16 protein-coding genes are annotated in these 24,529 nt (G+C 72.0%); 14 read left to right on the top strand and 2 right to left on the bottom strand.

Annotated elements, in window-relative coordinates:
- Positions 1-43: 43 nt before the first annotated feature.
- From ABH926_RS02080 to ABH926_RS02065, 4 genes are all read left to right on the top strand, one after another.
- Positions 44-1,462 (top strand): hypothetical protein, encoded by a 1,419-nt coding sequence (locus ABH926_RS02080; protein ID WP_370363502.1) that lies wholly within the window; start codon positions 44-46, stop codon positions 1,460-1,462.
- Between the two features lie 200 nt (positions 1,463-1,662).
- Positions 1,663-3,069, top strand: coding sequence for an ammonium transporter (locus ABH926_RS02075; protein WP_370363501.1), 1,407 nt, complete (start codon positions 1,663-1,665; stop codon positions 3,067-3,069).
- Positions 3,066-3,404: a P-II family nitrogen regulator gene (locus ABH926_RS02070; protein WP_370363500.1), complete on the top strand. Its 339-nt coding sequence runs from the start codon at positions 3,066-3,068 to the stop codon at positions 3,402-3,404. Before ABH926_RS02075 ends, ABH926_RS02070 begins: the two co-directional genes overlap by 4 nt.
- 11 nt (positions 3,405-3,415) lie before the next feature.
- Positions 3,416-5,926: an ACT domain-containing protein gene (locus ABH926_RS02065; protein ID WP_370363499.1), complete on the top strand. Its 2,511-nt coding sequence runs from the start codon at positions 3,416-3,418 to the stop codon at positions 5,924-5,926.
- 24 nt (positions 5,927-5,950) lie between these two features.
- On the opposite strand, the gene ABH926_RS02060 is transcribed toward ABH926_RS02065, so the two are convergent.
- On the bottom strand, positions 5,951-6,670 hold the full coding sequence (locus ABH926_RS02060) for a PIG-L deacetylase family protein (RefSeq protein ID WP_370363498.1): 720 nt from the start codon (positions 6,668-6,670) through the stop codon (positions 5,951-5,953).
- A gap of 276 nt (positions 6,671-6,946) precedes the next feature.
- On the opposite strand from ABH926_RS02060, the gene pcrA reads away from it, so the two are divergent.
- On the top strand, positions 6,947-9,382 hold the full coding sequence (gene pcrA / locus ABH926_RS02055) for a DNA helicase PcrA (protein ID WP_370363814.1): 2,436 nt from the start codon (positions 6,947-6,949) through the stop codon (positions 9,380-9,382).
- Positions 9,383-9,414: 32 nt separating this feature from the next.
- The gene (locus tag ABH926_RS02050) at positions 9,415-9,783 is read left to right on the top strand and encodes a hypothetical protein (RefSeq protein WP_370363497.1); all 369 of its coding nucleotides are present in this window, start codon (positions 9,415-9,417) and stop codon (positions 9,781-9,783) included.
- A 393-nt stretch (positions 9,784-10,176) separates the two neighbouring features.
- Here the strand turns inward: ABH926_RS02050 and ABH926_RS02045 are convergent, their stop codons facing one another.
- Positions 10,177-11,694 carry a M23 family metallopeptidase gene (locus tag ABH926_RS02045; RefSeq protein WP_370363496.1) on the bottom strand — a complete coding sequence of 506 codons (1,518 nt, stop codon included), beginning with the start codon at positions 11,692-11,694 and terminating at the stop codon, positions 10,177-10,179.
- A 304-nt stretch (positions 11,695-11,998) separates the two neighbouring features.
- Here ABH926_RS02045 and ABH926_RS02040 point away from each other — a divergent pair, with 304 nt between their 5' ends.
- The 8 genes from ABH926_RS02040 (at position 11,999) to pepN (ending at position 24,459) form a co-directional block, all read left to right on the top strand.
- Entirely contained in the window at positions 11,999-12,403 is a 405-nt protein-coding gene (locus ABH926_RS02040; protein ID WP_370363495.1) for a cobalamin B12-binding domain-containing protein, read from the top strand.
- Between the two features lie 51 nt (positions 12,404-12,454).
- Positions 12,455-13,786 (top strand): SWIM zinc finger family protein, encoded by a 1,332-nt coding sequence (locus tag ABH926_RS02035; RefSeq protein WP_370363494.1) that lies wholly within the window; start codon positions 12,455-12,457, stop codon positions 13,784-13,786.
- A 166-nt stretch (positions 13,787-13,952) separates the two neighbouring features.
- Positions 13,953-15,542 (top strand): DUF5691 domain-containing protein, encoded by a 1,590-nt coding sequence (locus tag ABH926_RS02030; RefSeq protein ID WP_370363493.1) that lies wholly within the window; start codon positions 13,953-13,955, stop codon positions 15,540-15,542.
- A gap of 105 nt (positions 15,543-15,647) precedes the next feature.
- The gene (locus ABH926_RS02025) at positions 15,648-16,751 is read left to right on the top strand and encodes an AAA family ATPase (RefSeq protein ID WP_370363492.1); all 1,104 of its coding nucleotides are present in this window, start codon (positions 15,648-15,650) and stop codon (positions 16,749-16,751) included.
- Positions 16,751-19,048, top strand: coding sequence for a DUF5682 family protein (locus tag ABH926_RS02020; protein ID WP_370363491.1), 2,298 nt, complete (start codon positions 16,751-16,753; stop codon positions 19,046-19,048). The genes ABH926_RS02025 and ABH926_RS02020 overlap by 1 nt, the downstream gene beginning before the upstream one ends.
- Positions 19,041-20,243, top strand: coding sequence for a VWA domain-containing protein (locus ABH926_RS02015; RefSeq protein ID WP_370363490.1), 1,203 nt, complete (start codon positions 19,041-19,043; stop codon positions 20,241-20,243). The genes ABH926_RS02020 and ABH926_RS02015 overlap by 8 nt, the downstream gene beginning before the upstream one ends.
- Positions 20,244-20,353: 110 nt before the next feature.
- Positions 20,354-21,886, top strand: coding sequence for a serine/threonine-protein kinase (locus ABH926_RS02010; protein ID WP_370363489.1), 1,533 nt, complete (start codon positions 20,354-20,356; stop codon positions 21,884-21,886).
- Complete coding sequence (gene pepN / locus ABH926_RS02005; RefSeq protein ID WP_370363488.1) at positions 21,883-24,459, top strand: aminopeptidase N; 2,577 nt, start codon at positions 21,883-21,885, stop codon at positions 24,457-24,459. The genes ABH926_RS02010 and pepN overlap by 4 nt, the downstream gene beginning before the upstream one ends.
- The last annotated feature ends 70 nt before the right edge of the window (positions 24,460-24,529 follow it).

Raw genomic sequence — 24,529 nt, 5'->3', positions numbered from 1 at the left:
CATTCCGGCCGGACCGGCGTGAATCTCCAGGGGGCAGTAAAGAATGACCGGCAAGCCGCCCAACGAACTCCTCAATTCTTGGTTCCAGCGTTCCGGGTGGTCGAAGGGGGAACTGGCGAGACTGGTCAACAAACGCGCGAGACAGCTGGGGGCGGCTCACGTCTCCACCGACACCTCGCGCGTGCGCCGCTGGCTCGACGGTGAGCATCCCCGCGACCCCGCCCCGCGCATCCTGGTCGAGCTCTTCTCCGAGCGCTTCGGCACCGTCATCACCCACGCCGAGCTGGGCCTGCGCGAGCCCGCCGCGCCGCCGGCGACCTCCGGGGTGGACCTGCCCTGGGCCGGCCGGCGCTCGATCGAGCTGCTCGGCGACTTCGCCCGCAGCGACCTGATGCTCAACCGCCGCGGCTTCCTGGGCACCTCGCTGTCGCTGTCCGCCGGCCCGTCGCTGATCGAGCCGATGAAGCGCTGGCTCAGCCCGGTGCCGGAGCAGCACTCGGCCAACGGCCGGCTGCCCGGCCGGGTCAGCCCCGAGGAGATGGACCGCCTGGAGGAGACCACGCGCCTGTTCCGGAGCTGGGACGCGCAGTGCGGCGGGGGTCTGCGCCGGATGGCCGTGGTCGGGCAGTTGCACGAGGTAACCGAGCTGTTACGGGACAACTACGCGCCGGCTTTGTCGGAGCGCCTGTTCCGGACCGCCGCGGAACTGGCGCTCCTCGCCGGTTGGATGGCCTATGACATCGGCATGCAACCCTCGGCGCAGCGCTACTTCGTGCTGGCCCTGCACGCCGCCCGCGAGGCCGGCGACACCCCGCTGGGCGCGCACGTGCTGGCCACCATGGCCCGCCAGATGATCCACATCAACCGCGCGCAGGACGCCCTGGAGCTGGTCCACCTGGCCCAGTACGGCAGCCACGGCACCACCACCGCGCGCATGCAGTCGCTGCTGGCCGCGATGGAGGCCCGGGCCTACGCCAACCTGGGCGACAGCGACAACTGCCGCCGCGCGGTGGCCGCCGCCGAGGACCTGTTCCCCGGCGGGCAGGGCGGCCCGGAGCGCTCCGGGGACCCGGCATGGCTCGGGTTCTTCACCGAGGCCGAGCTCTACGGGGAGAACGGCCACTCCTTCCGCGACCTGGCCTACCGCTACCCGCAGCTCACCGAGCAGGCCGCGAAGAACCTCGACCGGGCCGTGGAGCTGCTCTCGGCCGACGAGTCCTACCTGCGCAGCCGGGCGCTGAACGTGGTCGGGATGGCCACGGTCCGGCTCCAGCAGCGCGAGCCCGAGGCCGCGGTGGCCTACCTGCACGGCGGCGCCGAGCTGGTGCAGCGGCTGCGCTCCAAGCGGGTCGAGGACCGGCTGCGCACCACGGCCGGCAACCTGTTCGCGCGCTACCCCGATGTCCGCTCGGTCAGGGAGGTCCACGAGCGCACCCTGGCGGTGCTCCCGGCGGCGGCGTGAGCCGTCGATACGACAAACGTAACAGGAAGCTGATACATGTCCGTTTTGTAACCAACTTTCTCATCTGTTGGGACAAGTTCACCCGGACGTAACATGCGGGCGGCATCTGTCACGGCTCCGAAACACTCGGCGGCGTCACCGGAAACGGTGCGCCGCCAGGCTCCTTCCCATCGTCCGTCGAATCAGGTGAGGGAGAAGCGATGCCATCCGCATTTAGCAATGGTGACACCGCTTGGGTGCTCGCGAGTTCAGCGCTCGTGCTGCTCATGACACCGGGGCTGGCGTTCTTCTACGGCGGCATGGTCCGCGCGAAGAGCGTTTTGAACATGCTCATGATGAACTTCATCGCGATCGCCGTGGTGACCGTGTTGTGGGTCCTGTACGGCTGGTCCGTGTCGTTCGGCAACGTCGGTTCGGGGGACGGCAGCGGGAACGGCTTCTGGGGCGGCCTGCACCAGTGGGCCCTGCACGACATCGGCCAGGGCTTCGGCTCCGGCACCGGCGGATCGCTGTACGGGGCCACCGGGGTGCCGACCATCGCGGTCGTCTGTTTCCAGCTGATGTTCGCGATCATCACGCCGGCGCTGATCTCCGGCTCGCTGGCCGACCGCACCAAGTTCGTCGGCTGGACCGTCTACGTGGCGGGCTGGGTGACGCTGGTGTACTTCCCGGTCGCGCACTGGGTGTTCTCGCCCAACGGCTTCATCAACAAGAACCTGCACGTCATGGACTTCGCCGGCGGGACCGCGGTCCACATCAACGCCGGTGCCGCAGGCCTGGCGATGGCGCTGGTGCTCGGCAAGCGCGTCGGCTTCGGGCGGGACCCGATGCGGCCGCACAACGTGCCCTTCGTGATGCTCGGCGTCGGCCTGCTGTGGTTCGGCTGGTTCGGCTTCAACGCCGGCTCCGCCCTGGGCGCCAACGGCCAGGCCTCCATGGTCTTCATCAACACCCAGATCGCCACCTGCACCGCGATGATCGGCTGGCTGATCGCCGAGAAGATCCAGCACGGCACGTTCACCTCGCTGGGCGCCGCCTCCGGCGCCGTGGCCGGCCTGGTCGCGATCACCCCGGCCTGTGCCTCGGTCTCGCCGCTGGGCGCCATGTTCGTCGGCCTGATCCCGGGCTTCATCTGCTGCTACGCGATCAACCTGAAGAACAAGCTGGGCTACGACGACTCGCTGGACGTGGTCGGCGTGCACCTGGTCGGTGGCATCCTGGGCACCGTCCTGATCGGCTTCTTCGCCACCAAGGAGATGGTGTCCGGCTACACCAACGGCGCCAAGGCCGGCCTGCTCTACGGCGGCGGTGTCGACCAGCTGATCTCGCAGTGCGAGGGCGCGGGGATCGTGCTCGGGTACTCGTTCGTGGTCTCCTTCATCCTGGGCTGGATCCTGCACAAGACCATCGGGATGCGGATCAGCGCGGACGCCGAGGTCGAGGGCATCGACAGCACCGAGCACTCGGAGACCGCGTACGACTGGGGCCGGCTGGCCGGGTCGCTGCGGACCGCGCTGGCCGCGGCCGAGGCGCCGGAGCCGGCGCCGGCCAAGGCCGGCAAGGCTGAGAAGGCTGACAACGACGTCACGGAGGGTGTGAAGGCATGAAGCTGATCACGGCGATCCTCAAGCCGTTCAAGCTGGAGGAGGTCAAGGACGCCCTGCAGCGCTTCGGCGTCCACGGCATCACGGTCTCCGAGGCCAGCGGCTACGGCCGCCAGCGCGGCCACACCGAGGTCTACCGGGGCGCGGAGTACACCGTCGACCTGGTGCCCAAGCTCCGCGTCGAGGTCCTGTGCGAGGACGAGGACGTCGACGCCCTGGTGGACGTCGTGGTCAAGGCCGCGGTGACCGGCAAGATCGGTGACGGCAAGGTCTGGGTCACCCCCGTCGACGAGGTGGTCCGGGTCCGCACCGGCGAGACCGGGGGCGCGGCGCTGTAGTGGACCGCACCATGGACCAGCACGGTGAGGGAGCCGACGGCCGGCCCGATCAGCAGATCGGGCCGGCCGTCCGGCGTGCGCGCTCGGACGCCGCGGACGCGTTCCTGGCCTCGCTCCTGCCGGACGAGCCGGGTATCGCCCTGGTGGCCGTCGGCGGCTACGGCCGCCGCGAACTGTCCCCGGGCTCGGACCTGGACGTGGTGCTGCTGCACGCGTCCGGGCTGAGCCCCGAGGCCGTCGGCGGGATCGCCGAGAAGATCTGGTACCCGGTCTGGGACTCCGGCTGGAAGCTGGACCACTCGGTCCGCACCGTCGCCGAAGCCCTCGAGCTGGCCCGCACCGACCTGGCCGTGGCCACCGGCCTGCTCGACGCCCGCCTGGTCGCCGGGGACGCCGGCCTGGTGGCCCCGGTGCGCGCGGGCGTCTTCGCCGACTGGCGCCGCGACGCCCTGCGGCGCCTGGGCGACCTGCGCGAGGAGTACGCCGCCCGGCTGGCCCGGCACGGCGAGCTGGCCTACCGGCTGGAGGGCGACCTGAAGGAGGCGCGCGGGGGCCTGCGCGACTCGGCGATGCTGCGCTTCATCTCGGCGACCTGGCTGGTGGACGTGCCGCACGGCGCGCCCGAGCGGGCCCGCGAGTTCCTGCTGGACGTGCGCGACGCCCTGCACGGGGTGTCCGGGCGCGCCCTGGACCGGCTGCTGCTCCAGGAACAGGACGGGGTCGCGGCGCTGCTGCGGGACGCCGGGGTGCTCGGCGGCGACGATGACCGGACCCTGACCAGTCCGCTCGACGCCAACGGACTGTTCGCCGCGGACCTGGGGTCCGCCGGCGACAGCGGTCTCGCAGAGCCTCACACCCGCGATCCGCTCGGTGGTCCCGGCGGTTCCGGTGGTTGCGGCGGTTCCGGCAATCCCGACGGTTCCGACGGTCCCGCGTCCGCCACCACCATCGCAGAGCTCTACACCACCGACGCCGACCTCCTCATGCGCCGCGTGGCCGAAGCCGCCACCACCATCGCCTACACCGCCGAAGCCGCCTGGCGCCAGGTCGACGCGGCACTGGCCGCCCGCAACCCCGCGCGGCGCCCGGTGCGCCGCCCGCTGGCCGACGGCGTCGTGGAACAGGACGGCGAGGTCTTCCTCGCCCGGGCCGCCGCGCCCTCGCGCGACCCGGTCCTGGTGCTGCGCGCCGCCGCCGCGGCCGCCGAATCCGACCTCTCCTTCGCCCCCAACACCCTGCGCCGGCTGGCCGAGGAGTCGGCACCGCTGCCGCGTCCCTGGCCGCGGGAGGCCCGGGAAGCCTTCGTGACCCTGCTCGGCGCCGGACCCGGCCTGATCCCGGTGTGGGAGGCGCTGGACCGCTCCGGCATCCTGCACGCGCTGCTGCCCGAGTGGCGGCGGATCAGGTCCCTGCCGCAGCGCAACAGCCTGCACGTCCACACCGTCGACCGGCACACCCTGCAGACCGTCGTCGCGGCCTCCGATCTGCCGCGCCGCGTCGACCGTCCCGACCTGCTGCTGGTCGCCGCGCTGCTGCACGACATCGGCAAGGGGCTGCCCGGCGACCACTCCGAGACCGGCGCGGAGCTGACCCGGCAGCTGGCGCCCGCGTTCGGGTTCAACGCCGCCGACGTCAGCACCCTGACCGGACTGGTGCGCCACCATCTGCTGCTGCCGGACCTGGCCACCGCCCGCGACCCCGACGACCCGGCCACCCTGGACGCGCTCCTGACCGCCCTGGCCGAGCTGGCCGCCCCGCGCGTCGAGGCGCTGCGCCTGCTGCGCGCACTGTCCGAGGCCGACAGCAAGGCGACCGGCCCCGCGGCCTGGAACCCCTGGCGCTCCGGCCTCTACCACGGCCTGGCCGTCCGGGCCGAGGCCGCGCTGCTGGGCGTCGACCCGCCGGTCGCCGAACCGTCCGACCCGGCACGGGCCGCCGAGCTGGCGGCCCGCAGCCGGGCGTCGGCCGACGGCATCGTCGTCGAGATCGAGGGCGCGCAGGCGGTATCCGTCGCGGCCCCCGACCGGATCGGCATCCTCGCCGCCGTCGCCGGTGTGCTGGCGCTGCGCCGGCTGACCATCCGCGCCGCCACCAGCGAGACCGTCGACGGCGTCGTCGTCCAGCGCTGGCTCGTCGCCGCGGACTGGAGCACGGCGTTGCAGGACCGGCTCCGCGAGGACGTGCGCTCCGCCCTGTCCGGCACGTTGGACGTCGCCGGCCGCCTGGCCAGCCGCGACGCCGGCGAGCGGCGCAACCGCCTGGTCGCCGCGCCGAGCGTGGCGGTGCTGCCCGGGGCCTCGGCCTCGGCGACGGTGCTGGAGGTCAAGGCGCGCGACGCGCCGGGCCTGCTCTACCGCGTCGCCTCGGCGCTGGCCGGGACGGGTGTCTCGGTGCGCTCGGCGCGGGTCTCGACGCTCGGGGCCGAGGCCGTCGACGTGTTCTACGTCGTCACGGCCACCGGCGCGCAGCTCGCCGACGACGCCGCGCAGCGGGTGGCCGCGGCGGTGGCCGCGGTGCTGTGAACCGGGACCCCGGTCAGCGGGTGTTCAGCGGGTGTTGACCACCTGGAACGCCTCCGCGATCCGGCCCTCGCCCAGCCCCAGCCGCTGCGCGACGCCCTCGCCCCAGGAGCGCAGCATGCCCTCCAGGTCCGGGTGCCCGTTCGTCTGGGAGGCGTGCGCCTGAAGCGCGGCCACCTTGCGGTCGAAGACGTCGGTGATGTCCACGCCGTGGCCGGCGTTCTTCATCGACATCACCCAGGTCTCCGGGACGCTCCAGGGCTCCAGCCCCTCGACCTCCAGCAGCTCGGTGTGGGCCCAGGGGTTGCGCGCGTCGGGGTAGACCGCCGCGATGGCCGCCTCGCCGACGGCGCGGTGGTCCGGGTGCGAGGCGTAGATGCGCTCCAGGTCCAGCTCGGCGGAGGGGATCAGGACCCGCTCGGGGCGGACCTGGCGGATCACCCGCGAGATGTCCCGGCGCAGCTCCAGCGAGGGCGTCAGCCGGCCGTCCGGCCAGTGCAGGAAGCGGATGTCGGTGACGCCGACGCACTTGGCCGCGGCGGTCTGCTCGGTCTCGCGCAGCGCCGCCACCTCCGAGCGCGGCGTGTCCGGGAACGCCTCGCCGGCGTCGCCGCTGGTCACGATCGCGTAGGTGACCTCGATCCCGGCGTCGGTCCAGGTCGCCACGGTGCCGGCGGCACCGAAGTCGACGTCGTCGGGATGCGCGGTGACGACGAGGACGCGGGAGGGGGCGCTGGCGTCGGGCATGAGGGCTCCTGGTTCCGGGGCGGACGGACGGGAGTGGATGCTCTCCACGAGGGGCAACGCCGGCGGTGCCGCCGGTGTTCCGGGCACCGAACCATTATCTCCGGGTGGCGCCGGTGCCGCCGGTGCCGCCGACGCCGCCGATACCGCCGGTGGCACCGGCATCGGCCCAGGTGACCGGCCCATCTGAGCGACCGCTCCCGTCTTGTCGGTGCGGTCTGCGAAAATCCTTGAGTGAGTTCTTCCCTCTTCGCCCCAGGTGCCCTGCCGTTGTTCCCCATGCTCGACGAGATCCGGGAGCAGCGCGGGTCGGGTGAGGAGCGGCACACCGACCGCACCCTGCCCGAACCCCCGGCCTGGGCCGAGGAGTCCGACGCCGAGCGGGAGGGCTGGGACGGCTGGGACGAGCCGGAGGACGCCTGGGTCCCGCCGGAGGAGTCGGCCTCGGCGCGCAAGCTGCTCGAGGGCCTGAACGACCCGCAGCGCGAGGCGGTCGTGCACGCCGGCTCCCCGCTGCTGATCATCGCCGGCGCGGGCTCGGGCAAGACCCGGGTGCTGGCGCACCGCATCGCCTACCTGGTCGGCGAGCGGCACGCGCACCCCGGCTCGATCCTGGCGATCACCTTCACCAACAAGGCCGCCGCCGAGATGCGCCAGCGGGTGGAGGAACTGGTCGGCCCGCGGGCCCGCCTGATGTGGGTCTCGACCTTCCACTCGGCCTGCGTCCGGATCCTGCGCGCCCAGGCCAAGACCGCCGGCCTGCCGAGCAACTTCTCCATCTACGACACCGCCGACTCCCAGCGCCTGATGACCATGGTCCTGCGCGACCTGGAGATCGATCCGAAGAAGACCACGCCGCGCTCGATGCTCGGCCAGATCTCCAAGCTCAAGAACGAGCTGGTCGACCACGACACCTTCTCCAGCCGCGCGCAGACCGAGGCCGAGCGCCAGCTCGCGCAGGTCTACCGGCTGTACTCGGACCGCCTGACCGCGGCCAAGGCGCTGGACTTCGACGACATCATCATGACCACGGTGCACCTGCTCCAGGCGTTCCCGATGATCGCCGAGCACTACCGCCGCCGCTTCCGCAACATCCTGGTGGACGAGTACCAGGACACCAACACCGCGCAGTACCAGCTGGTGAAGGAACTGGTCGGGCAGCACAAGAAGCGCACCGCGGACGGAGACCTGGTCGGGGGCGCCCCCGGCGAGACCGGCGGGGAGGGCGAGGAACTGCCGCCGGGCGAGCTGTGCGTGGTCGGCGACGCGGACCAGTCCATCTACGCCTTCCGCGGGGCGACCATCCGCAACATCATCGAGTTCGAGCGCGACTACCCGGACGCCAAGGTCATCAAGCTGGAGCAGAACTACCGCTCCACCCAGACCATCCTGTCCGCGGCGAACGCGGTCATCGAGAACAACAAGGGCCGCCGGGCGAAGAACCTGTGGACCGACTCCGGCCAGGGCAAGCTGATCACCGGCTACGTCGCCGACGACGAGCACTCCGAGGCCCAGTTCGTGGCCGAGGAGATCGACCGCCTCTCCGACGCCAAGGAGACCACCTACGGCGGCGTCGCGGTGTTCTACCGCACCAACGCGCAGTCCCGTGTCTTCGAGGAAATCTTCGTCCGGATCGGCCTGCCCTACCGCGTGGTCGGCGGCGTCCGCTTCTACGAGCGCAAGGAGGTCCGCGACGCGCTGGCCTACCTGCGCGCCCTGGCCAACGAGGACGACATCGTCTCGGTCCGCCGCATCCTGAACACCCCGAAGCGCGGCATCGGCGAGAAGGCCGAGGAGTCCCTGGAGCGCCTCGCCGCCCGCGACCGCATCTCCTTCGGCGACGCCCTGCGCCGCGCCGACGAGGCGCCGGCTCTGGCCGCGCGCTCGGTGAAGGCCATCCAGGGCTTCACGCAGATGATGGACGAACTGCGCGAGATGGCCGCCGAGTACGGCCCCGCGCACGTCCTGGAGGCCATACTGGAGCGCACCGGCCTGCTGCAGGAACTGCAGGACTCCGACGACCCGCAGGACGAGACCCGCATCGAGAACCTCCGCGAACTCCTGGCGGTGGCCCTGGAGTTCGAGCAGAGCCAGCCCGAAGGCCGGCTCCCGGAGTTCCTGGAGCGTGTGGCTTTGGTCGCCGACTCCGACCAGATCCCCGACGGCGAGGACCACGAGGGCATGGTCACCCTGATGACCCTGCACAGCGCCAAGGGCCTGGAGTTCCCGGTGGTCTTCCTCACCGGCATGGAGGACGGCGTCTTCCCGCACATGCGCTCCATGGGCGACAAGAAGGAGATGGAGGAGGAGCGCCGCCTGGCCTACGTGGGCATCACCCGCGCCCGCGAGCAGCTCTACGTCTCCCGCTCCGTCTACCGCTCCGCCTGGGGCGCACCGCAGTACAACCCGCCGTCGAAGTTCCTCGGCGAGATCCCCGAGCCCCTCATCGAGTGGGAGCGCACCGCCCCGGAGCCGAAGACCGCCGAGCGCTCCCCGTTCGGCGACCGCCGCGGCGTCACCCGAGGCTTCCAGCAGCGCAAGGGACCGGTGAAGGTGATCTCCCTGGACCCCGGCGACCGCGTGATCCACGACTCCTTCGGCATGGGCACCGTCGTCGCGGTCAGCGGCCGGGAGCGCGACGAGGCGACGATCGACTTCGGCTCGTCGGGGGTGCGGACGCTGCTGCTGACGATGGCGCCGGTGCAGAAGCTTTAGGAATAGCTTGTCGGACTAATCGGGGGTGCGCGATGAGCTCTGCGACGGACGGCTATATCGAGGCGCGACCCGCGCCACGACCGGCAGGGCTGATCGCCGGCATCGCGGTGCTGGAAGCGCTGACCGTCGCGATCGCCGACTATTCGGCGGTCGGCGGCTTGGGCGCGGCCTTGCCGTGGCTGCTGCTGGACATCTACCTGCTCCGGAGGATCTGGATCGGGAGCTCCGTCGCCTGGTTCGCGCTGGTGACGCTCAACGTCGGTGTCGTCGCGGTAGCCGCGTCGACGCTTTTCGTGCACAACCTGCACGTCGACGGCGGCCCGCTACTCCTCGCGCGGCTCGGCCTCGAACTAGCCCTGCTCGCCGCCCCCGGTATGCGCCGCTGGGTCGCGCAGGGCTAAGCCCCGCCGCGTTCGACGGCGCGACCACGGTCAGCCCGGGCGGCAGTTTGTCGGTGGTCTGTGACGGATCCGGCGTGCTCACGGTGACATTGGTGCCGAATTCGCAGTAGGTGCAGGCTCCATGGACATAAGCCAGCGCCCCGGTGACGGCCGCGCCGGACGACCCGGTCCCCGACGCCGCGGCGACGTTGCCGGCCGCGGAACCGCTGCCGCCGGACGCGCCGCCACAGGCCGCGCTCAGAGCCCCGAGCGCGATGAGGCAAGGAAGAATCCTGAGTCGTCCGGTCATGCCTCCTGGCGCCCGTGATGTCGGTCGTACCCCCTAGTTGTACGCCGTATCAGGGCACAGCAAAAGGGTCCGGGATGCCCCGGACCCTCTGTCGCATTTCCGCCTTACGGAACCAGCCCGTGCGCCCGCAGGAACGGCATCGGGTCCACGGCGGTCGACGCCCCGGGCACGCCGGTCATCGGGTCCGCGGCGCCGGGCGGGTGGTATTCCAGGTGCAGGTGCGGCCCGGTGGTGTTCCCGGTGTCGCCGGACAGCGCGATGATCTGCCCGGCCGCCACCTTGCCGCTGCGCACCTTCATCACGCTCAGGTGGCAGTACCAGGTCTGGCTGCCGTCAGGATGCTGTATCACTATCCGGTAGCCGTACGGGCCGGCCCAGCCGGACTCTATGACCGTCCCGTCGGTGATCGCGACCACCTTGGTGCCGGTCGGCACCGCGAAGTCCTGGCCGGTGTGCAGGTTGACCCAGCGGTCGCCGGACTGGCCGAAGCCGGCGGTGAGCACGTAGTCCTGGACCGGCAGGAAGTACTTCTGCGACATCTCCGCGAGCCGCTGCTTCTCCAGCGCCTGCTGCTGCACCAGTTCGCTGCGCTGCTCGCTGCGCGTCGCGCGGTCGGCCAGGTTGGCGCTGGCCGCGCGCATCTGGAGCAGGTTCTGCTCCAGGCCGTTGGTCGGGGTGACCGGGCTCGCCGCGTCGGCGGCGGTCTCGGTGTGGTTCGCCGGCAGGCGCAGGCCGCCGACCGCGGCGACCGCCACGGCCGCCACTCCCACCACCGCGGCCGGGGTCGAGGTGAACGCGTGCAGCGTGCGGCGCCCGGACAGGGGCACTGAGGGGCGCGCGGGCTTGCTGCCGACGGGACGGGGCCCCGGAGTGCCGCCGGAGCGGCTGCGGCTGCGCAGGGGGGTGTCGTCCTGGCCGCCGTCGGGGTCTTCGTAGTCCTCTGTGTCGGCGTATCCGTAGCCGGCGTAGTCCTCGGCGTCGTCGTAGTCCGACCCGGCGTAGGCGGCGTTCTCGTAGCCGTACTCGTCGTAGTCGCCGTCTTCGTGGCCCTCGCCGTCCGGCAGGAGATCGTAGGCGGCTTCCGTCGACCCCGGGGCCTCGTAGATGGCCTCGAAGGTCCCGGTGTCGAAGTCCGGGTGGTGGAAGTTGTGGTCCTCGTACTGCGGCTGCGCCCCGTACTGCTGGGCCTCGAACGCCTGCTGGTCGTAGTGCTGCTGCTGGGGCTGCTCGTACTGCGGCTGCGCGTACTGCTGCGGCTGCGTGTACGGGTCCTGCCACCCCGGTCCGTCCCACATGGGGCTGGACTCCGGCGCCTGCGGCTGAGCGGGGATCATCGGCTCGGCCGGGGCCTGCTGCTGCGGCGCCGTGTAGGCCGCGTACACCGATTCGTAATAGCTCTGGTCCATCACGGGCTGCCGCGTCGTGGCGTCCTCGTAGTCGTAGACGGCTCCCTGTTCGTAGAAGCCGGTCTGCGACGGGGTCTCGTAGACCCCGGACCAGTCGTTGACCGCCTGGTACCCGTCGCTTGAACCGTACAGGCTGTCCTCGCCGTTAGGCGTTATGGCCGCCTCCCAGTCGGTATCCCAATGGGACGGACTATGGGACGCACCATGTTTTCCCATGACGGCCAATACCTCCTGGGAACGCGGGACAGCCGATCAGCAACGGGGCGGGGACAGCGCCGTTATCGAGTCGCGACTTTAGCGCCTCGGAGGCTGGACGGACAACGGTTCGGCAGACTTTGCGCGTCCTTTGCAAGTGGTTCACTGGCGTTATCGCAGGAAGTCCGATGATCCTCACGGAGATTGTGCGGACCGTCACAGGGCGGGACTGGCAGGCCCGACACCCCAGGTCGGTTACTGTGTGAACCGGTTATGGCGGATCAAGGAAGATCTTCCAGGTGGACATCCCATGGAGGCAGTCGCAATGAGCCAGTCAGCTCCGGTCCGCGTCGTCATCGCGAAGCCCGGCCTGGACGGCCACGACCGCGGCGCGAAGGTCGTGGCGCGGGCGCTGCGCGACGCGGGCGTCGAGGTCATCTACACCGGCCTGCACCAGATGCCCGACCAGATCGTGGCCACCGCGATCCAGGAGGACGCCGACGCCATCGGCCTGTCGATCCTGTCCGGCGCGCACATGACCCAGTGCGCCAAGGTCCTCGAGGCCCTTAAGGAGAAGGACGCCACGGACATCAAGGTGTTCGCCGGCGGCATCATCCCCGAGGCCGACTTCGAGCCGCTCAAGGAGATGGGCGTCGTCGCCATCTTCACGCCCGGCACGCCCACCCAGGAGATCATCGACTGGGTGAACGCGAACCTCGCCCACGCCTGACGTCACAAAGCCCCACTCCCGTTGTGGGTGCCCTGAAATAGTGTTCGGGGCATGGCTGAACGTTGGACCGCTGCCCAGGTCAACTCGCTGGCCCCGGATGCCGCCTCGCAGAAGGCGGGCGCGAAACTCGGAGTGCCGGGTCCGTGGTCGGACACGGGGTACCAGGACGCCGAGCGGTTGTTGTGGGGGGACTGCAAAGGCAGCGGGAGCAAGCCGTACCAGGTCACGGTCTCGGTAGCGGACTCGGACACGGCGTATCAGTGCACCTGCCCCAGTAGGAAGTTCCCGTGTAAGCACGCGCTGGGCCTGCTGCTGTTGTGGGCGGCGGGCACGATCGCGGACACCGAGACGCTTCCGGACCGGGTCGAGGCCTGGGCCGAGTCCCGGCGCGACCGCGCGGAGAAGTCCGCAGCCCGTAGCGCCGCCAAGGCCGAGAAGGCCGCCGCCGATCCCGAGGGCGCGGCCAAGCGCGCCGCGCAGCGGGCCGAGCGGATCGGCACGGGCCTGGCCGACCTGGACCGCTGGCTCACCGACCAGATCGCGGTCGGCATCAGCGACTCCGCCGCGCTCTCCTACAGCGCCGTGGACCCGGTCGCCAAGCGGCTGGTGGACGCGCAGGCGCCGGGCGTGGCCGGCCGGGTCCGGATGCTGGCCTCGGCCCGGTCCTCCTCCGGCGACGCCTGGCCGGACGCGGTCCTGGCCGAGTTCGCCCGGCTGCACCTGCTGTGCCAGGCCTGGACCCGGCTCACCGACCTGCCGCCGGCGATGCAGGACACCGTGCGGCGGCGGATCGGGATCTCGGTCGACGCCGACACCGTGCGCCGCGACGGCGAGCGGGTCGCCGACCGCTGGCACGTCCTGGGCTCCCGCGACCGCGCCGCCGACAAGCTCACCGAGCGCCGGATCTGGCTGCGCGGCGCCGAGAGCGGCCGGCCCGCGATGCTGCTGGCGTTCGGCGCCATGCAGCAGGCGCCGACCCTGGCGCTGCCGGTCGGCGCGCTCTACCGGGCCGAGATGGTGTTCCATTCCGAGGTGCTGCCGCTGCGGGCGCAGATGGAGTCCGGCGAGTTCGACTCCGCGAACCCGGCGGGCGCGCCGGCCGGCGGGACCCTGCAGGCCGCGGCCGACGAGTTCGCCGCCGCCCTGGCCTCCGACCCGTGGCAGGAGGGCTGGCCGGTGGTGATCGCGGACGCGGTCCCGGACCGGGACGGCGAGCTCACCGACGGCGAGGGCCGCCGCGTCCCGCTGCTGTGCGAGGACTCCGCCCTGTGGCGGCTGCTGGCGGTCTCCGGCGGGCATCCGGTGACGGTGTTCGGCGAGTACTCCGACGCGGGGCTGGAACCGCTCACGGTGTGGGCCGAGGGGGCGGCGGTCGCGCTGTGAGGACGGCGGCGGGCCCCGCGGGGCGTCCGGGGAGAGGCCCGGTGATTAGGGAATTTCAGGGTATTGCCACGGACCCCGTAAGTTGTCAGTGGCGTGGTGCACAATCTGTGGACATCAGTGCGAAGGCTGTGGGGATCTCCTACTCGGCGGAAGCGCGGTGAGCACCATGAACGAAGCCTCCAATCAGACCGGATCCGAGGTCTGGCAGGACCTTGTCTCGACGGCCCTGGTCGGCACCGACCGTCGCACCCCGCCGGCCGCCGGAGAGTTCGCCGCGCCCGGTGACAGCCCCGCGGCGGCCCTGCTGAGCTCGGCCGCGCTCATGAGCGCCTGGCGGCGGGCCGGCAACGCCGGCTCGGCGTACTCCGCCGAGCTCGTCGGCGAGCAGTCCGGGCAGGCCGGGCAGGCCGCCGGAGCGCCCGAGGGCGCGCCCGTGGCGAAGTCGGCGGCGGTCGACGCCCGGCCGCTGCTCCCGACCGCGACCTCGGCCCGGCTCACGGCGCTGGTGGCGTCCCGCTCCGAGGCGCTCCCGGAGTACCTGGGCGCCGCCGCCAAGACCGGCTGCCGCGCTCCGGCCGAGCTGCTGCCCCCGCTGTTCGACTACGCCCGCGGCAGCATCGCGGTCCGCGCCGACCTGATGAAGCTGGCCGGCCCGCGCGGCACCTGGCTGGCCAAGCAGAACCAGCAGTGGTCGACCTTCACCCGCTTCGCCGCCGCGCCGGATCCCGAGGCGTGGCTGTCCGACAAGCCGCACGAGCGCATCGGCTACCTGACCTGGTTCCGCGGCAAGGATCCGGCCTCGGCCCGGGCGCTGGTCGAGGAGGCGTGGACGCAGACCGGCCTGTCTGCCGAAACCCGCGCCGCCTACGTCGAGGCGCTGGCCGTGGGCCTGGGCCCCGAGGACGAGCCGTTCCTGGAGGCGGCGCTGGACGACAAGTCCCGCCAGGTCCGCGCCGAGGCGGTACGGCTGCTGGCCACCCTGCCCTCCTCGCGGTTCGCCGAGCGCATGACCGCGCGCCTGCACGAGCGGGTCCAGGTGGCCGTCGAGGGCACCGCGGTCCTGGTCACGCTCACGGAGGAGATCACCGCGGCCACCGAGGACCAGGCCCGCGACGGCATCGGCGAGGGCTGGGTGCAGACCGAGGAGGAGCGGCGCCTGGCCCGGATGCAGCCCTCGTACTGGCTGGAGGACCTCATAGCCTCGACGCCGCTGGCGGCGTGGGAGCACTACGGCCTGTCCCCGGCCGAGCTGCTGCGCGCCACGGCGGCGAACCGCTGGGAGGCCAACTCCTGTCACCGCGGCTGGCGCTCGGCGACCCTGCGGCAGCGGGAATCGCGCTGGGCCGAGGCGTTCTGCGCCGTCAACGCCGCCACCGACATGCTGGAACTGCTTTCCGACGAGGCCGCCGAGCGCTGGTGTCTGAGCGTGGTGGCCAGTCACCGGTCGCAGTGCTCGATCCACAGCGCCCCGATCATCCTGAGCCGGCTGGGGCGGCCCTGGTCCGATCCGGTCTGCCAGGCCCTGCTCGACTCGATCCCGGCGTACCTGCCCAACGCCACCCGCAACGACGTGGCCCGCTTCTTCGGCATGGACAACCTGGCCGGCCGCTGGATGCCGCCGTCGTTCGCCGACGCGGTGGCGGCCAAGGCCGACCAGATCCGCGCCGAGCTCCCGTTGTGGGCCGAGGACCTGGACGACCTCGCGGCGATGCTGCGCGACCGGGCCCTGATGCTCGCCGAGCTGGACTCGGTCTGACGACGCCGGACCCTGTCGAACGATCTGGACGCTGTCCGAACCCTTCCCCCAAGGTGGACCCTTGAGTGGGTGCCACCTTGCCGAAAACCGAAAGTTGCCTTCGCCATGACTGCCACTGAAGTCACCGTCCTTCGCCAGCACGCCGAGCACGCCTTCGCCGGGGAACTGGAAGCCCTGCGCAATGCCGACGCCGACTCCGGCCGTCCGAAGCCGCCGCGCTGGAAGCTCTCGCCGTGGGCGGTCGCGACCTATCTGCTGGGCGGCACGCTGCAGGACGGCACCGTCATCACGGCCAAGTACATCGGCCCGCGCCGCATCGTCGAGATCGCCATCGCCACCCTGGCCACCGACCGCGCGCTGCTGCTGGTCGGCGTCCCCGGCACCGCGAAGACCTGGGTCTCCGAGCACCTGGCCGCGGCCATCTCCGGCGACTCGACGCTGCTGGTGCAGGGCACGGCCGGCACGCCGGAGGAGGCGATGCGCTACGGCTGGAACTACGCGCAGCTGCTGGCCCACGGCCCCTCGCGCGACGCGCTGGTCCCCAGCCCCCTGATGCGCGCCATGTCCACCGGCGCGATCGCCCGCATCGAGGAGCTCACCCGCATACCGGCCGACGTGCAGGACACGCTGATCACCATCCTGTCGGAGAAGACGCTGCCGATCCCGGAGCTCGGCCAGGAGACGCAGGCGGAGAAGGGCTTCAGCGTCATCGCCACCGCGAACGACCGCGACAAGGGCGTCAACGACCTGTCCTCGGCGCTGCGCCGCCGGTTCAACACCGTGGTCCTGCCGCTGCCGGCGACCGCCGAGGAGGAGATCGAGATCGTCTCCCAGCGGGTGAAGTCCCTCGGCAAGGCGCTGGAGCTGCCCGAGGTCCCGGCCGCGCACGAGGAGATCCGCCGCGTGGTCACGGTCTTCCGCGAGCTGCGCGCCGGCCTGACCGAGGACGGCAAGACCAAGCTGAAGACCCCCTCGGGCACCCTGTCCCCGGCCGAGGCGATCTCGGTGGTGGCCGGCGGCATCGCGCTGGCCGCGCACTTCGGCGACGGCACGCTGCGCCCCGCCGACGTGGCCGCCGGCATCCTCGGCGCGGTCGTGAAGGACTCCTCCACCGACAAGCTGGTGTGGCAGGAGTACCTGGAGACCGTCGCCCGCGGCCGCGACGGCTGGACCGACTTCTACCGCAGCTGCCGCGAGGTCAGCGCCTGATGACCGTCACCCTGCTGGGGATCCGCCACCACGGACCCGGCTCGGCGAGGGCGGTCGCGGCGGCGCTGGAGGAGCTGAAGCCGGACGCGATCCTCATCGAGGGTCCGCCCGAGGCCGACGCGCTGATCCCGCTCGCCGCGCATCCCGCGATGCGCCCGCCGGTCGCGCTGCTGGTGTACGCCGACGCCGATCCCTCACGGGCCGGGTTCTGGCCCTTCGCCGAGTTCAGCCCGGAGTGGGTCGCGATCCGGCGCGGCGTCGCGGACGACATCCCGGTCCGCTTCATCGACCTTCCTTCGGGCCACCGATTCGCGGAGCTCGGGACGGACGTAGAGGTACAGCCCGCCGAAAAATACGACGAGCGGCAAGACGACGGTGACGCCCAGCACGAGCCAGACGCGGATGATGTCGGCGACCACAAGCGTGAACATATCCGCACCGACCCCATCGCGGCCCTGGCCACCGCCGCCGGCTACGACGACCCCGAACGCTGGTGGGAGGACGTCGTCGAGCAGCGCGCCGACGGCACCTTCTCAGCCCTCGATTCCTTCGCCGCGATCGCCGACGCCATGACCGTCGTCCGCGACCAGGCCCGGCCCGAGGACGAGCAGCGCGAGGCGTACATGCGCCAGTGCATCCGCGAGGAGATCAAGGCGGGCCGTGAGCGCATCGCGGTGGTCTGCGGCGCCTTCCACGTCCCGGCCCTGACCGCGATCGGCCCGGCCGCCCCGGACGCCAAGATCCTCAAGGAGCTGCCGAAGAAGGCGAAGACCACCGCGACCTGGGTTCCCTGGACGCACGGCCGCCTGTCCTTCCGCTCCGGCTACGGCGCCGGCATCGAGTCGCCGGGCTGGTACCACCACTTGTTCACGGCGCCGGACCTGGTCGTCGAACGCTGGCTCGCCCGCGTCGCCGAGCTCTTCCGCGCCGAGGACCTGCCGGTCTCCTCCGCGCACCTGATCGAGGCCACGCGCCTGGCCGAGACCCTGGCCACGCTGCGCGGCCGCACCCTGGCCGGGCTGACCGAGGTCACCGAGGCCGTGCAGTCCGTGCTGTGCGGCGGCTACGACACACAGATGGCGCTGGTCCGGGACAAGCTGGTGATCGGCGAGGACCTCGGCGAGGTGCCGCCGGACGTGCCGGTCGTGCCGCTGGCCGCGGACCTGGCCCGGGAGCAGAAGCGGCTGCGCTTCCAGCCCAAGCCCGGCCAGACCGAGGCCAAGCTGGACCTGCGCAAGCCCAACGACGGCGAGAAGTCCCGGCTGCTGCACCGGCTGAACCTGCTGGGCATCGGCTGGGGCACCCTGGGCCGGTCCCAGGGCAGCGGCACCTTCTGGGAGACCTGGGCGCTGGACTGGCAGCCGGAGTTCGCGGTGAAGCTGGTCGAGGCCGCGATCTGGGGCACCACGGTGGTCACCGCGGCCTCGGCGAAGGCCGCGGACCTGGCGACGAACGCCGAGCAGCTGGCCGGGATCACCGACGTCGTCGAGGCCTGCCTGCTCGCCGACCTGCCGGCCGCCCTGGACCCGATCATGACCCTGCTGGCCGACCGCGCGGCCGTGGACACCGACGTCGCGCACCTGGCCGACGCCCTGCCCGCGCTGGCCAGGACCCTGCGCTACACCGACGTGCGCGGCACCGACACCGCGGCGCTGCGCAAGGTCGCCGACACCCTGGTGGTCCGCATAGCGCTCGGCTTCCCACAGGCCTGCTCGGGCCTGGACCAGGACGGCGCGCAGCGGATGCGGGCCCGCATGGACAACACGCACCAGGCCGTCGGGCTGCTCGACGACCCCGCCGCCAGCGAGGAGTGGTACCGGGCCATGGCCCTGGTCGCCGACCGCGAGGGCATGACCGGACTGCTCGCCGGCCGCGCCGTGCGGCTGCTCTACGACGCCTCCCGGATCGACGGCGACGAACTGAGCCGCCGCATGGGCCTGGCGCTGACCCCGGGTGTGCCCCCGGCCGAGGCCGCGGCCTGGCTGGACGGCGTGCTCTCCGGCGGGGCGATGCTGCTGATCCACGACCCGGTGCTGCTGGGCCTGCTGGACCGGTGGATCGCCGGGATCCCCGCGGACACCTTCACCGACGTGCTGCCGCTGCTGCGCCGCACGTTCGCCAACTTCGAGGGCCCCGAACGCCGCAAGATCGGCGAGCTGGCCCGGACCGTCGGCGCCGCGCCGGTGGCCGGCGTCGCGGCCGGGGCCGAACCCCCGGGCTTCGACCGGGACCGCGCCGGGCGCGCGCTGCCGGTGGTGCGGATGCTGCTCGGGATCAAGGAGGACGCAGATGTCTGACACGCTCGCCGCCGCCGACGAGGAGCGCATGCGCCGCTGGCGCCTGGTCCTGGGCGGGGACGACGACGGCACCGGCTGCAAGCTGACCGGCGTGGACCTGGAGATGGACAAGGCGCTGGCGGCTCTGTACAACAAGGGCGGCTATGAGACCGGCGGCGGCGCCGTCACCACGCGCGGCCGGGGCCGCGGCGGGCAGCAGGCGCAGCGCAGCGCCGGCCTCGGGGCGTCCTCACCGCAGGTCGCCCGCTGGCTCGGCGACATCCGCGCCTACTTCCCGCAGACCGTCGTGCAGATCATGCAGCGCGACGCCATCGACCGCCTCAACTTGCGCCAGCTGCTGCTGGAGCCGGAGATGATGGAGTCGGTCGAGCCGGACGTGCACCTGGTCGGCACCCTGCTGTCGCTGAACCACCTGATGCCCGCCGAGACCAAGGAGACCGCGCGCCAGGTGGTGCGCAAGCTGGTCGAGGACCTGGAGCGGCGGCTCGGGGCCAAACTGCGCGCCACGGTCAGCGGCGCGCTGGACAAGAGCACGCGCACCAGCCGCCCCCGGCACAGCGACATCGACTGGGGCCGCACGATCCAGGTGAACCTGAAGAACTACCTGCCGGAGTACCGCACCGTGGTGCCCGAGCGGCTGGTCGGCTACGCGCGCAAGGAACGCGCGGTGAAGCGCGACGTGGTGCTGGCCATCGACCAGTCGGGCTCGATGTACGCCTCGGTGGTGTACGCGTCGGTGTTCGGCGCGGTGCTGGCGTCCCTGAAGTCGCTGAAGACCTCGCTGGTGGTCTTCGACACCGCGGTGGTCGACCTGACGCCGCAGCTGTCGGACCCGGTGGATGTGCTGTTCGGCACGCAACTCGGCGGCGGCACCGACATCAACCGCGCGATCGCCTACAGCCAGTCGCTGATCTCCCGCCCGACGGAGTCCATCTTCATCCTGATCTCCGACCTCTACGAAGGCGGGGTCCGCCGCGAGATGCTGCGCCGGGTCGCGGAGATGACGGCGGCCGGCACGCAGGTGATCGTGCTGCTGGCACTGTCCGACGAGGGCGCGCCGTCCTACGACCGGGAGAACGCCTCGGCGCTGGCGGCGATGGGAGTGCCGGCCTTCGCCTGCACCCCGGACAAGTTCGGCGACCTGATGGCGGCGGCGATCCAGCGGCAGGATCTGGGCAAGTTCATGGAGCAGTAGAGCAGGGAGCTCTCGCTGGTGACGCCGAAGCAGGCTGCTTATACGGTGTGCGCTATGCGGGGGAACAGTAAAGCGATGGCCGGCCATCGCCGTCGAGGCGGCGGCCGGCCGTGAGCGTGAAGCGCCTGCGCGCGGGCGATCCGCGCGGCGTGGGCCCGTACCGCTTCCTGGGCCGTCTCGGCGCCGGCGGTATGGGCCTGGTGTGCCTTGCCCGCGACCCGGACGGCCGCCTGGCCGCGGTGAAACTGATCCACCCCGCGATCGCCGCCGACCAGGACTACCGCCGCCGCTTCGCCCGCGAGGTCCGCGCCGCGACCGCGATCCGCGGCCGCTTCACGGCCGCGGTCCTCGCCGCCGACCCCGACGCACCGCAGCCCTGGTACGCGGCGGAGTTCATCGACGGCCCGACCCTCGGCGAGGTGGTCCGCCGCTCCGGCCCCCTGCCCGCACCGGCCCTGCGCGCCCTGGCCGCCGCCCTCGCCGAAGCCCTGGCGGCGCTGGAAGCCGCCGGCCTGGTCCACCGCGACGTGAAGCCGGACAACATCCTGCTGGCGCCCGACGGCCCCGGACTCATCGACTTCGGCCTGGCCCACCGCGACACCGACAGCATCCTGACCCGCGCCGGCACGGTCCACGGCTCGCCCGGCTACATGGCGCCGGAACAGATCGCCGGCCACGGCGCCACGACCGCCTCGGACGTGTTCGCCCTCGGCACGGTCCTGGCCTACGCTGCGCAGAAACACGGCCCCTTCGGCACCGGACCGGCCGAGGCGGTCGCCTACCGCACCAGGTTCGGCGAGCCGCAGGTGGCGGAGGTGCCCGAGGAATTCCGCGGGCTGGTGCTGGGCTGCTTGGCCAAGGAGCCTGCCGCACGGCCGACGCCCCGGGACTTGATCGCACTGTGGGCGGTGCGGCCCGATGAGCTGGACACGCTGATCCAGGTCGGGCGCGACCACCACGCGGTCCAGCCACTGCGTGATCTGCTCTTCGGCAAGGTCGCGGGGATCATGCCGGCCCTGGACCCCTGGCTTCCATCCTCTCCCGCCGAAGCCGACCTGCCGACCCTGGCCACGGCACCGCCGATCTCCCTACCGCCCGGCTGGACCGTCGGCCCCCTTCCGCGCCGCACCCCGTGGTGGCACCAGCCAGTCGGCGTGGACCGGCTGCCCAACAACCCCCTCCTGAACATCGTGCTCGCCGGCCCGATCGCGGGCACAGTCCTGGGTTTCGCCGGCATCCCCGCCTCAAGCACCGCGACCGCCATCCTGTTGGCCGCGACCGCGCTGGCGCTCGGTTTCCTCCTCGGTGTCCGGCGCAGCTGCATGACCCTCCTGTTCTTCAGCATCGAAGCGCATTCGGTGCCGCATTTCCTCGAAGCTGTGATCCTCGTCCTGTCCGCCGCCGTCATCGCCCGGGTCGGCGGCCTCAGGCGACAACCGATCCTGTGTCTCGCAATCGCCTTCGCCGCATCCATCGCGGCCCTGGCCTGGGTCGCCCGCGGGACCGACGGACTGCTGATCTACCGGGATGCCGCCGTCGCCGCGGCGTGCGGCGCTGCCGTCGGCTTCCTGGCGCTCATAGGATCGTCGAAGGAGGCCGTCGCCGTGGACGGCCCTTACCGCGCGACAGGAGTTAACCGATGACTGGCGGCAATCTGACCCGCGACGAGGCGGCGGAGCGTGCCCGGCTGTTGACGGCCGAGCACTACGCCGTCGAGCTGGATCTGACGCGCGGGGACAGCACGTTCGGCTCGAAGAGCACCATCACCTTCGGCTGCTCCGAGCCCGGCGCCGCCACCTTCGTCGACCTGCTGGCGCCGGCCGTGCGCAGTGTGACGCTGAACGGCGAGGCGCTGGACCCCGCCGAGGTGTTCGACGGCGCGCGCGTGCACCTGAGCGGTCTGCGGGCCGAGAACGTCGTGGTCATCGACGCCGACGCCGCCTACAGCCGCACCGGCGAGGGCCTGCACCGCTTCGTCGACCCGGTGGACGGCGAGGTGTACCTCTACACCCAGTTCGAGCCCGCCGACTCCCGGCGCCTGTTCGCCAACTTCGAGCAGCCGGACCTCAAGGCCCGCTTCCAGTTCACCGTGACCGCGCCGGCGCAGTGGCGGGTGTGGTCCAACGAGACCCTGGAGGAGCTGACCCAGGGCCCGGACGGCGCCAACACCTGGCGCTTCAACGCCACCGAGCCGATCTCCACCTACATCACCGCGGTGGTGGCCGGCGACTACCACGTCGTCGAGGACGAGCACACGGTGCGCCTGGCCGACGGCTCCGACCTGCTGATCCCGGTCAGCGCGATGGTCCGCAAGTCCCTGGCGCCCTACTTCGACGCCGCCGCGATCCTCGAGGTCACCAAGGCCGGCCTGGACTTCTACCACCGGATCTTCGACTACCCGTACCCCTTCGGGAAGTACGACTCCGCCTTCGTGCCCGAATACAACCTCGGCGCCATGGAGAACCCGGGCCTGGTCACCTTCAACGAGCGCATGGTCTTCCGCTCCAAGACCACCGACGCCTCCTACCAGGGCCGCGCCAACACGATCATGCACGAGATGGCGCACATGTGGTTCGGCGACCTGGTCACCATGAAGTGGTGGGACGACCTGTGGCTCAAGGAGTCCTTCGCGGACTTCATGGGCGCCTACGCCCTGACCCACGCAACCCGCTGGGAGGACGCCTGGGTCTCCTTCGCCAACGGCCGCAAGGCCTGGGCCTACCGCCAGGACCAGCTGCCCACCACGCACCCGATCGTCGCCGACATCCGGGACCTGGAGGACGCCCGCCTCAACTTCGACGGCATCACCTACGCCAAGGGCGCCTCGGTGCTCAAGCAGCTGGCCGCCTACGTCGGCGAGGAGGCGTTCCTGGAGGGCTCGCGCCGCTACTTCAAGGCCCACGCCTTCGGCAACACCACCCTGGACGACCTGCTGGCCGCGCTGGAGGAGACCTCCGGGCGCGACCTGAAGGCCTGGTCCAAGGCCTGGCTGGAGACCGCCGGCGTCAACACCCTGACCGCCGAGCTGGAGACCGACGCGAACGGCGTGGTCACCGCCGCGGGCATCGCGCAGAGCGCCGTCCCGGAGTTCCCGACCCTGCGGCCGCACCGCATCGCCGTGGGCTGCTACTCCCCGAACGCCGCCACCGGCGCGGTGGAGCTGGTGGAGCGGATCGAGCTGGACGTCGACGGGCCGCGCACCGAGCTGCCGCAGCTGGTCGGCAAGCCGCGGCCGGGCCTGGTGCTGCTCAACGACCTGGACCTGACGTACGCCAAGATCCGCTTCACCCCGGCCGAGCTGGACGCCTTCGAGCGCGGCGCCCTGGCGGCCCTGCCGGACCCCATGGCCCGCGCGCTGGCCTGGTCCGGCGTGTGGCACATGACCCGGGACGCGGTGCTGCCCGGCCGCCGCTTCATCGCCGTCGTGCTGCGCAACATCGAGGCCGAGACCGACATCAGCGTGGTGCAGAACCTGCTGCGCCAGCTGCGGCTGGTGCGCGGGGAGTACCTCGACCCGGCGCACCGCCCGGCCGCCGACGCCGTGCTCTCCGCGCGCCTGTGGGAGCTGCTGGCGGCCGCGCCGGCGGGCAGCGACCACCAGGTGGCCTTCGGCTACGCCGCGGTGCGCTCGGCGAGTCAGGACTCGGATTTCGCCAAGCTCAAGGCCCTGCTGTCCGGCGAGTCGTCCTTCGACGGACTCACCGTGGACCAGGACCTGCGCTGGGCGATCATCGAGACGCTGGCCGCCGGGGGCCTGGACGACGACGGGGTGCTGGCCGAGCGCGAGGCCGCCGCCGACGACACCGCGGACGGCCGCCGGCACCGGGCCGCCGCCCGCGCGGCGCGGCCGCTGGCCGAGGCCAAGGCGGAAGCATGGCGGCTGGTCGTGCAGACCCCCGATCAGCCCAACGACCTGATCGGCGCCGTGTTCGCCGAGTTCTACCAGGTCGGGGCGGACAAGCTGGCCGAGCCCCACGTCGAGCCGTACTTCCAGGCCCTGGCCGCGATCTGGGCCGAGCGCAGCATCCAGAACGCCGAGCGGATCGTCAGCGGCGGCTACCCGTGGCCGCTGACCTCGCCGGCGCTGCTCGCCCGCACCGACGCCTGGCTGGCCTCCGACGCCGCGAAGGCGCCGGCGCTGCGGCGGCTGGTGCTCGAGGCGCGCGACGACGCGGCCCGGGCCTTGCGCGCGCAAGAATGCGACCGGAACGCCTAGCGAACCGCGCGTATCCCGCACGTATCCCGCGCAATCGCACCGGTCCCGTCTCGCATGGCGGGACCGGTTG

The sequence above is a fragment of the Catenulispora sp. GP43 genome (assembly GCF_041260665.1).
GTDB lineage: Bacteria > Actinomycetota > Actinomycetes > Streptomycetales > Catenulisporaceae > Catenulispora.
This window is presented reverse-complemented; position numbering and strand designations above follow the sequence as displayed.

Coding starts and splice junctions, on each gene's coding strand:
- pcrA (WP_370363814.1), top strand. CDS start 6,947: ATGCTCGACGAGATCCGGGAGCAGCGCGGGTCGGGTGAGGAGCGGCAC.
- ABH926_RS02065 (WP_370363499.1), top strand. CDS start 3,416: ATGGACCAGCACGGTGAGGGAGCCGACGGCCGGCCCGATCAGCAGATC.
- ABH926_RS02050 (WP_370363497.1), top strand. CDS start 9,415: ATGAGCTCTGCGACGGACGGCTATATCGAGGCGCGACCCGCGCCACGA.
- ABH926_RS02075 (WP_370363501.1), top strand. CDS start 1,663: ATGCCATCCGCATTTAGCAATGGTGACACCGCTTGGGTGCTCGCGAGT.
- ABH926_RS02045 (WP_370363496.1), bottom strand. CDS start 11,694: ATGGGAAAACATGGTGCGTCCCATAGTCCGTCCCATTGGGATACCGAC.
- ABH926_RS02025 (WP_370363492.1), top strand. CDS start 15,648: ATGACTGCCACTGAAGTCACCGTCCTTCGCCAGCACGCCGAGCACGCC.
- ABH926_RS02020 (WP_370363491.1), top strand. CDS start 16,751: ATGACCGTCACCCTGCTGGGGATCCGCCACCACGGACCCGGCTCGGCG.
- ABH926_RS02080 (WP_370363502.1), top strand. CDS start 44: ATGACCGGCAAGCCGCCCAACGAACTCCTCAATTCTTGGTTCCAGCGT.
- ABH926_RS02035 (WP_370363494.1), top strand. CDS start 12,455: ATGGCTGAACGTTGGACCGCTGCCCAGGTCAACTCGCTGGCCCCGGAT.
- ABH926_RS02070 (WP_370363500.1), top strand. CDS start 3,066: ATGAAGCTGATCACGGCGATCCTCAAGCCGTTCAAGCTGGAGGAGGTC.
- pepN (WP_370363488.1), top strand. CDS start 21,883: ATGACTGGCGGCAATCTGACCCGCGACGAGGCGGCGGAGCGTGCCCGG.
- ABH926_RS02040 (WP_370363495.1), top strand. CDS start 11,999: ATGAGCCAGTCAGCTCCGGTCCGCGTCGTCATCGCGAAGCCCGGCCTG.
- ABH926_RS02060 (WP_370363498.1), bottom strand. CDS start 6,670: ATGCCCGACGCCAGCGCCCCCTCCCGCGTCCTCGTCGTCACCGCGCAT.
- ABH926_RS02030 (WP_370363493.1), top strand. CDS start 13,953: ATGAACGAAGCCTCCAATCAGACCGGATCCGAGGTCTGGCAGGACCTT.
- ABH926_RS02015 (WP_370363490.1), top strand. CDS start 19,041: ATGTCTGACACGCTCGCCGCCGCCGACGAGGAGCGCATGCGCCGCTGG.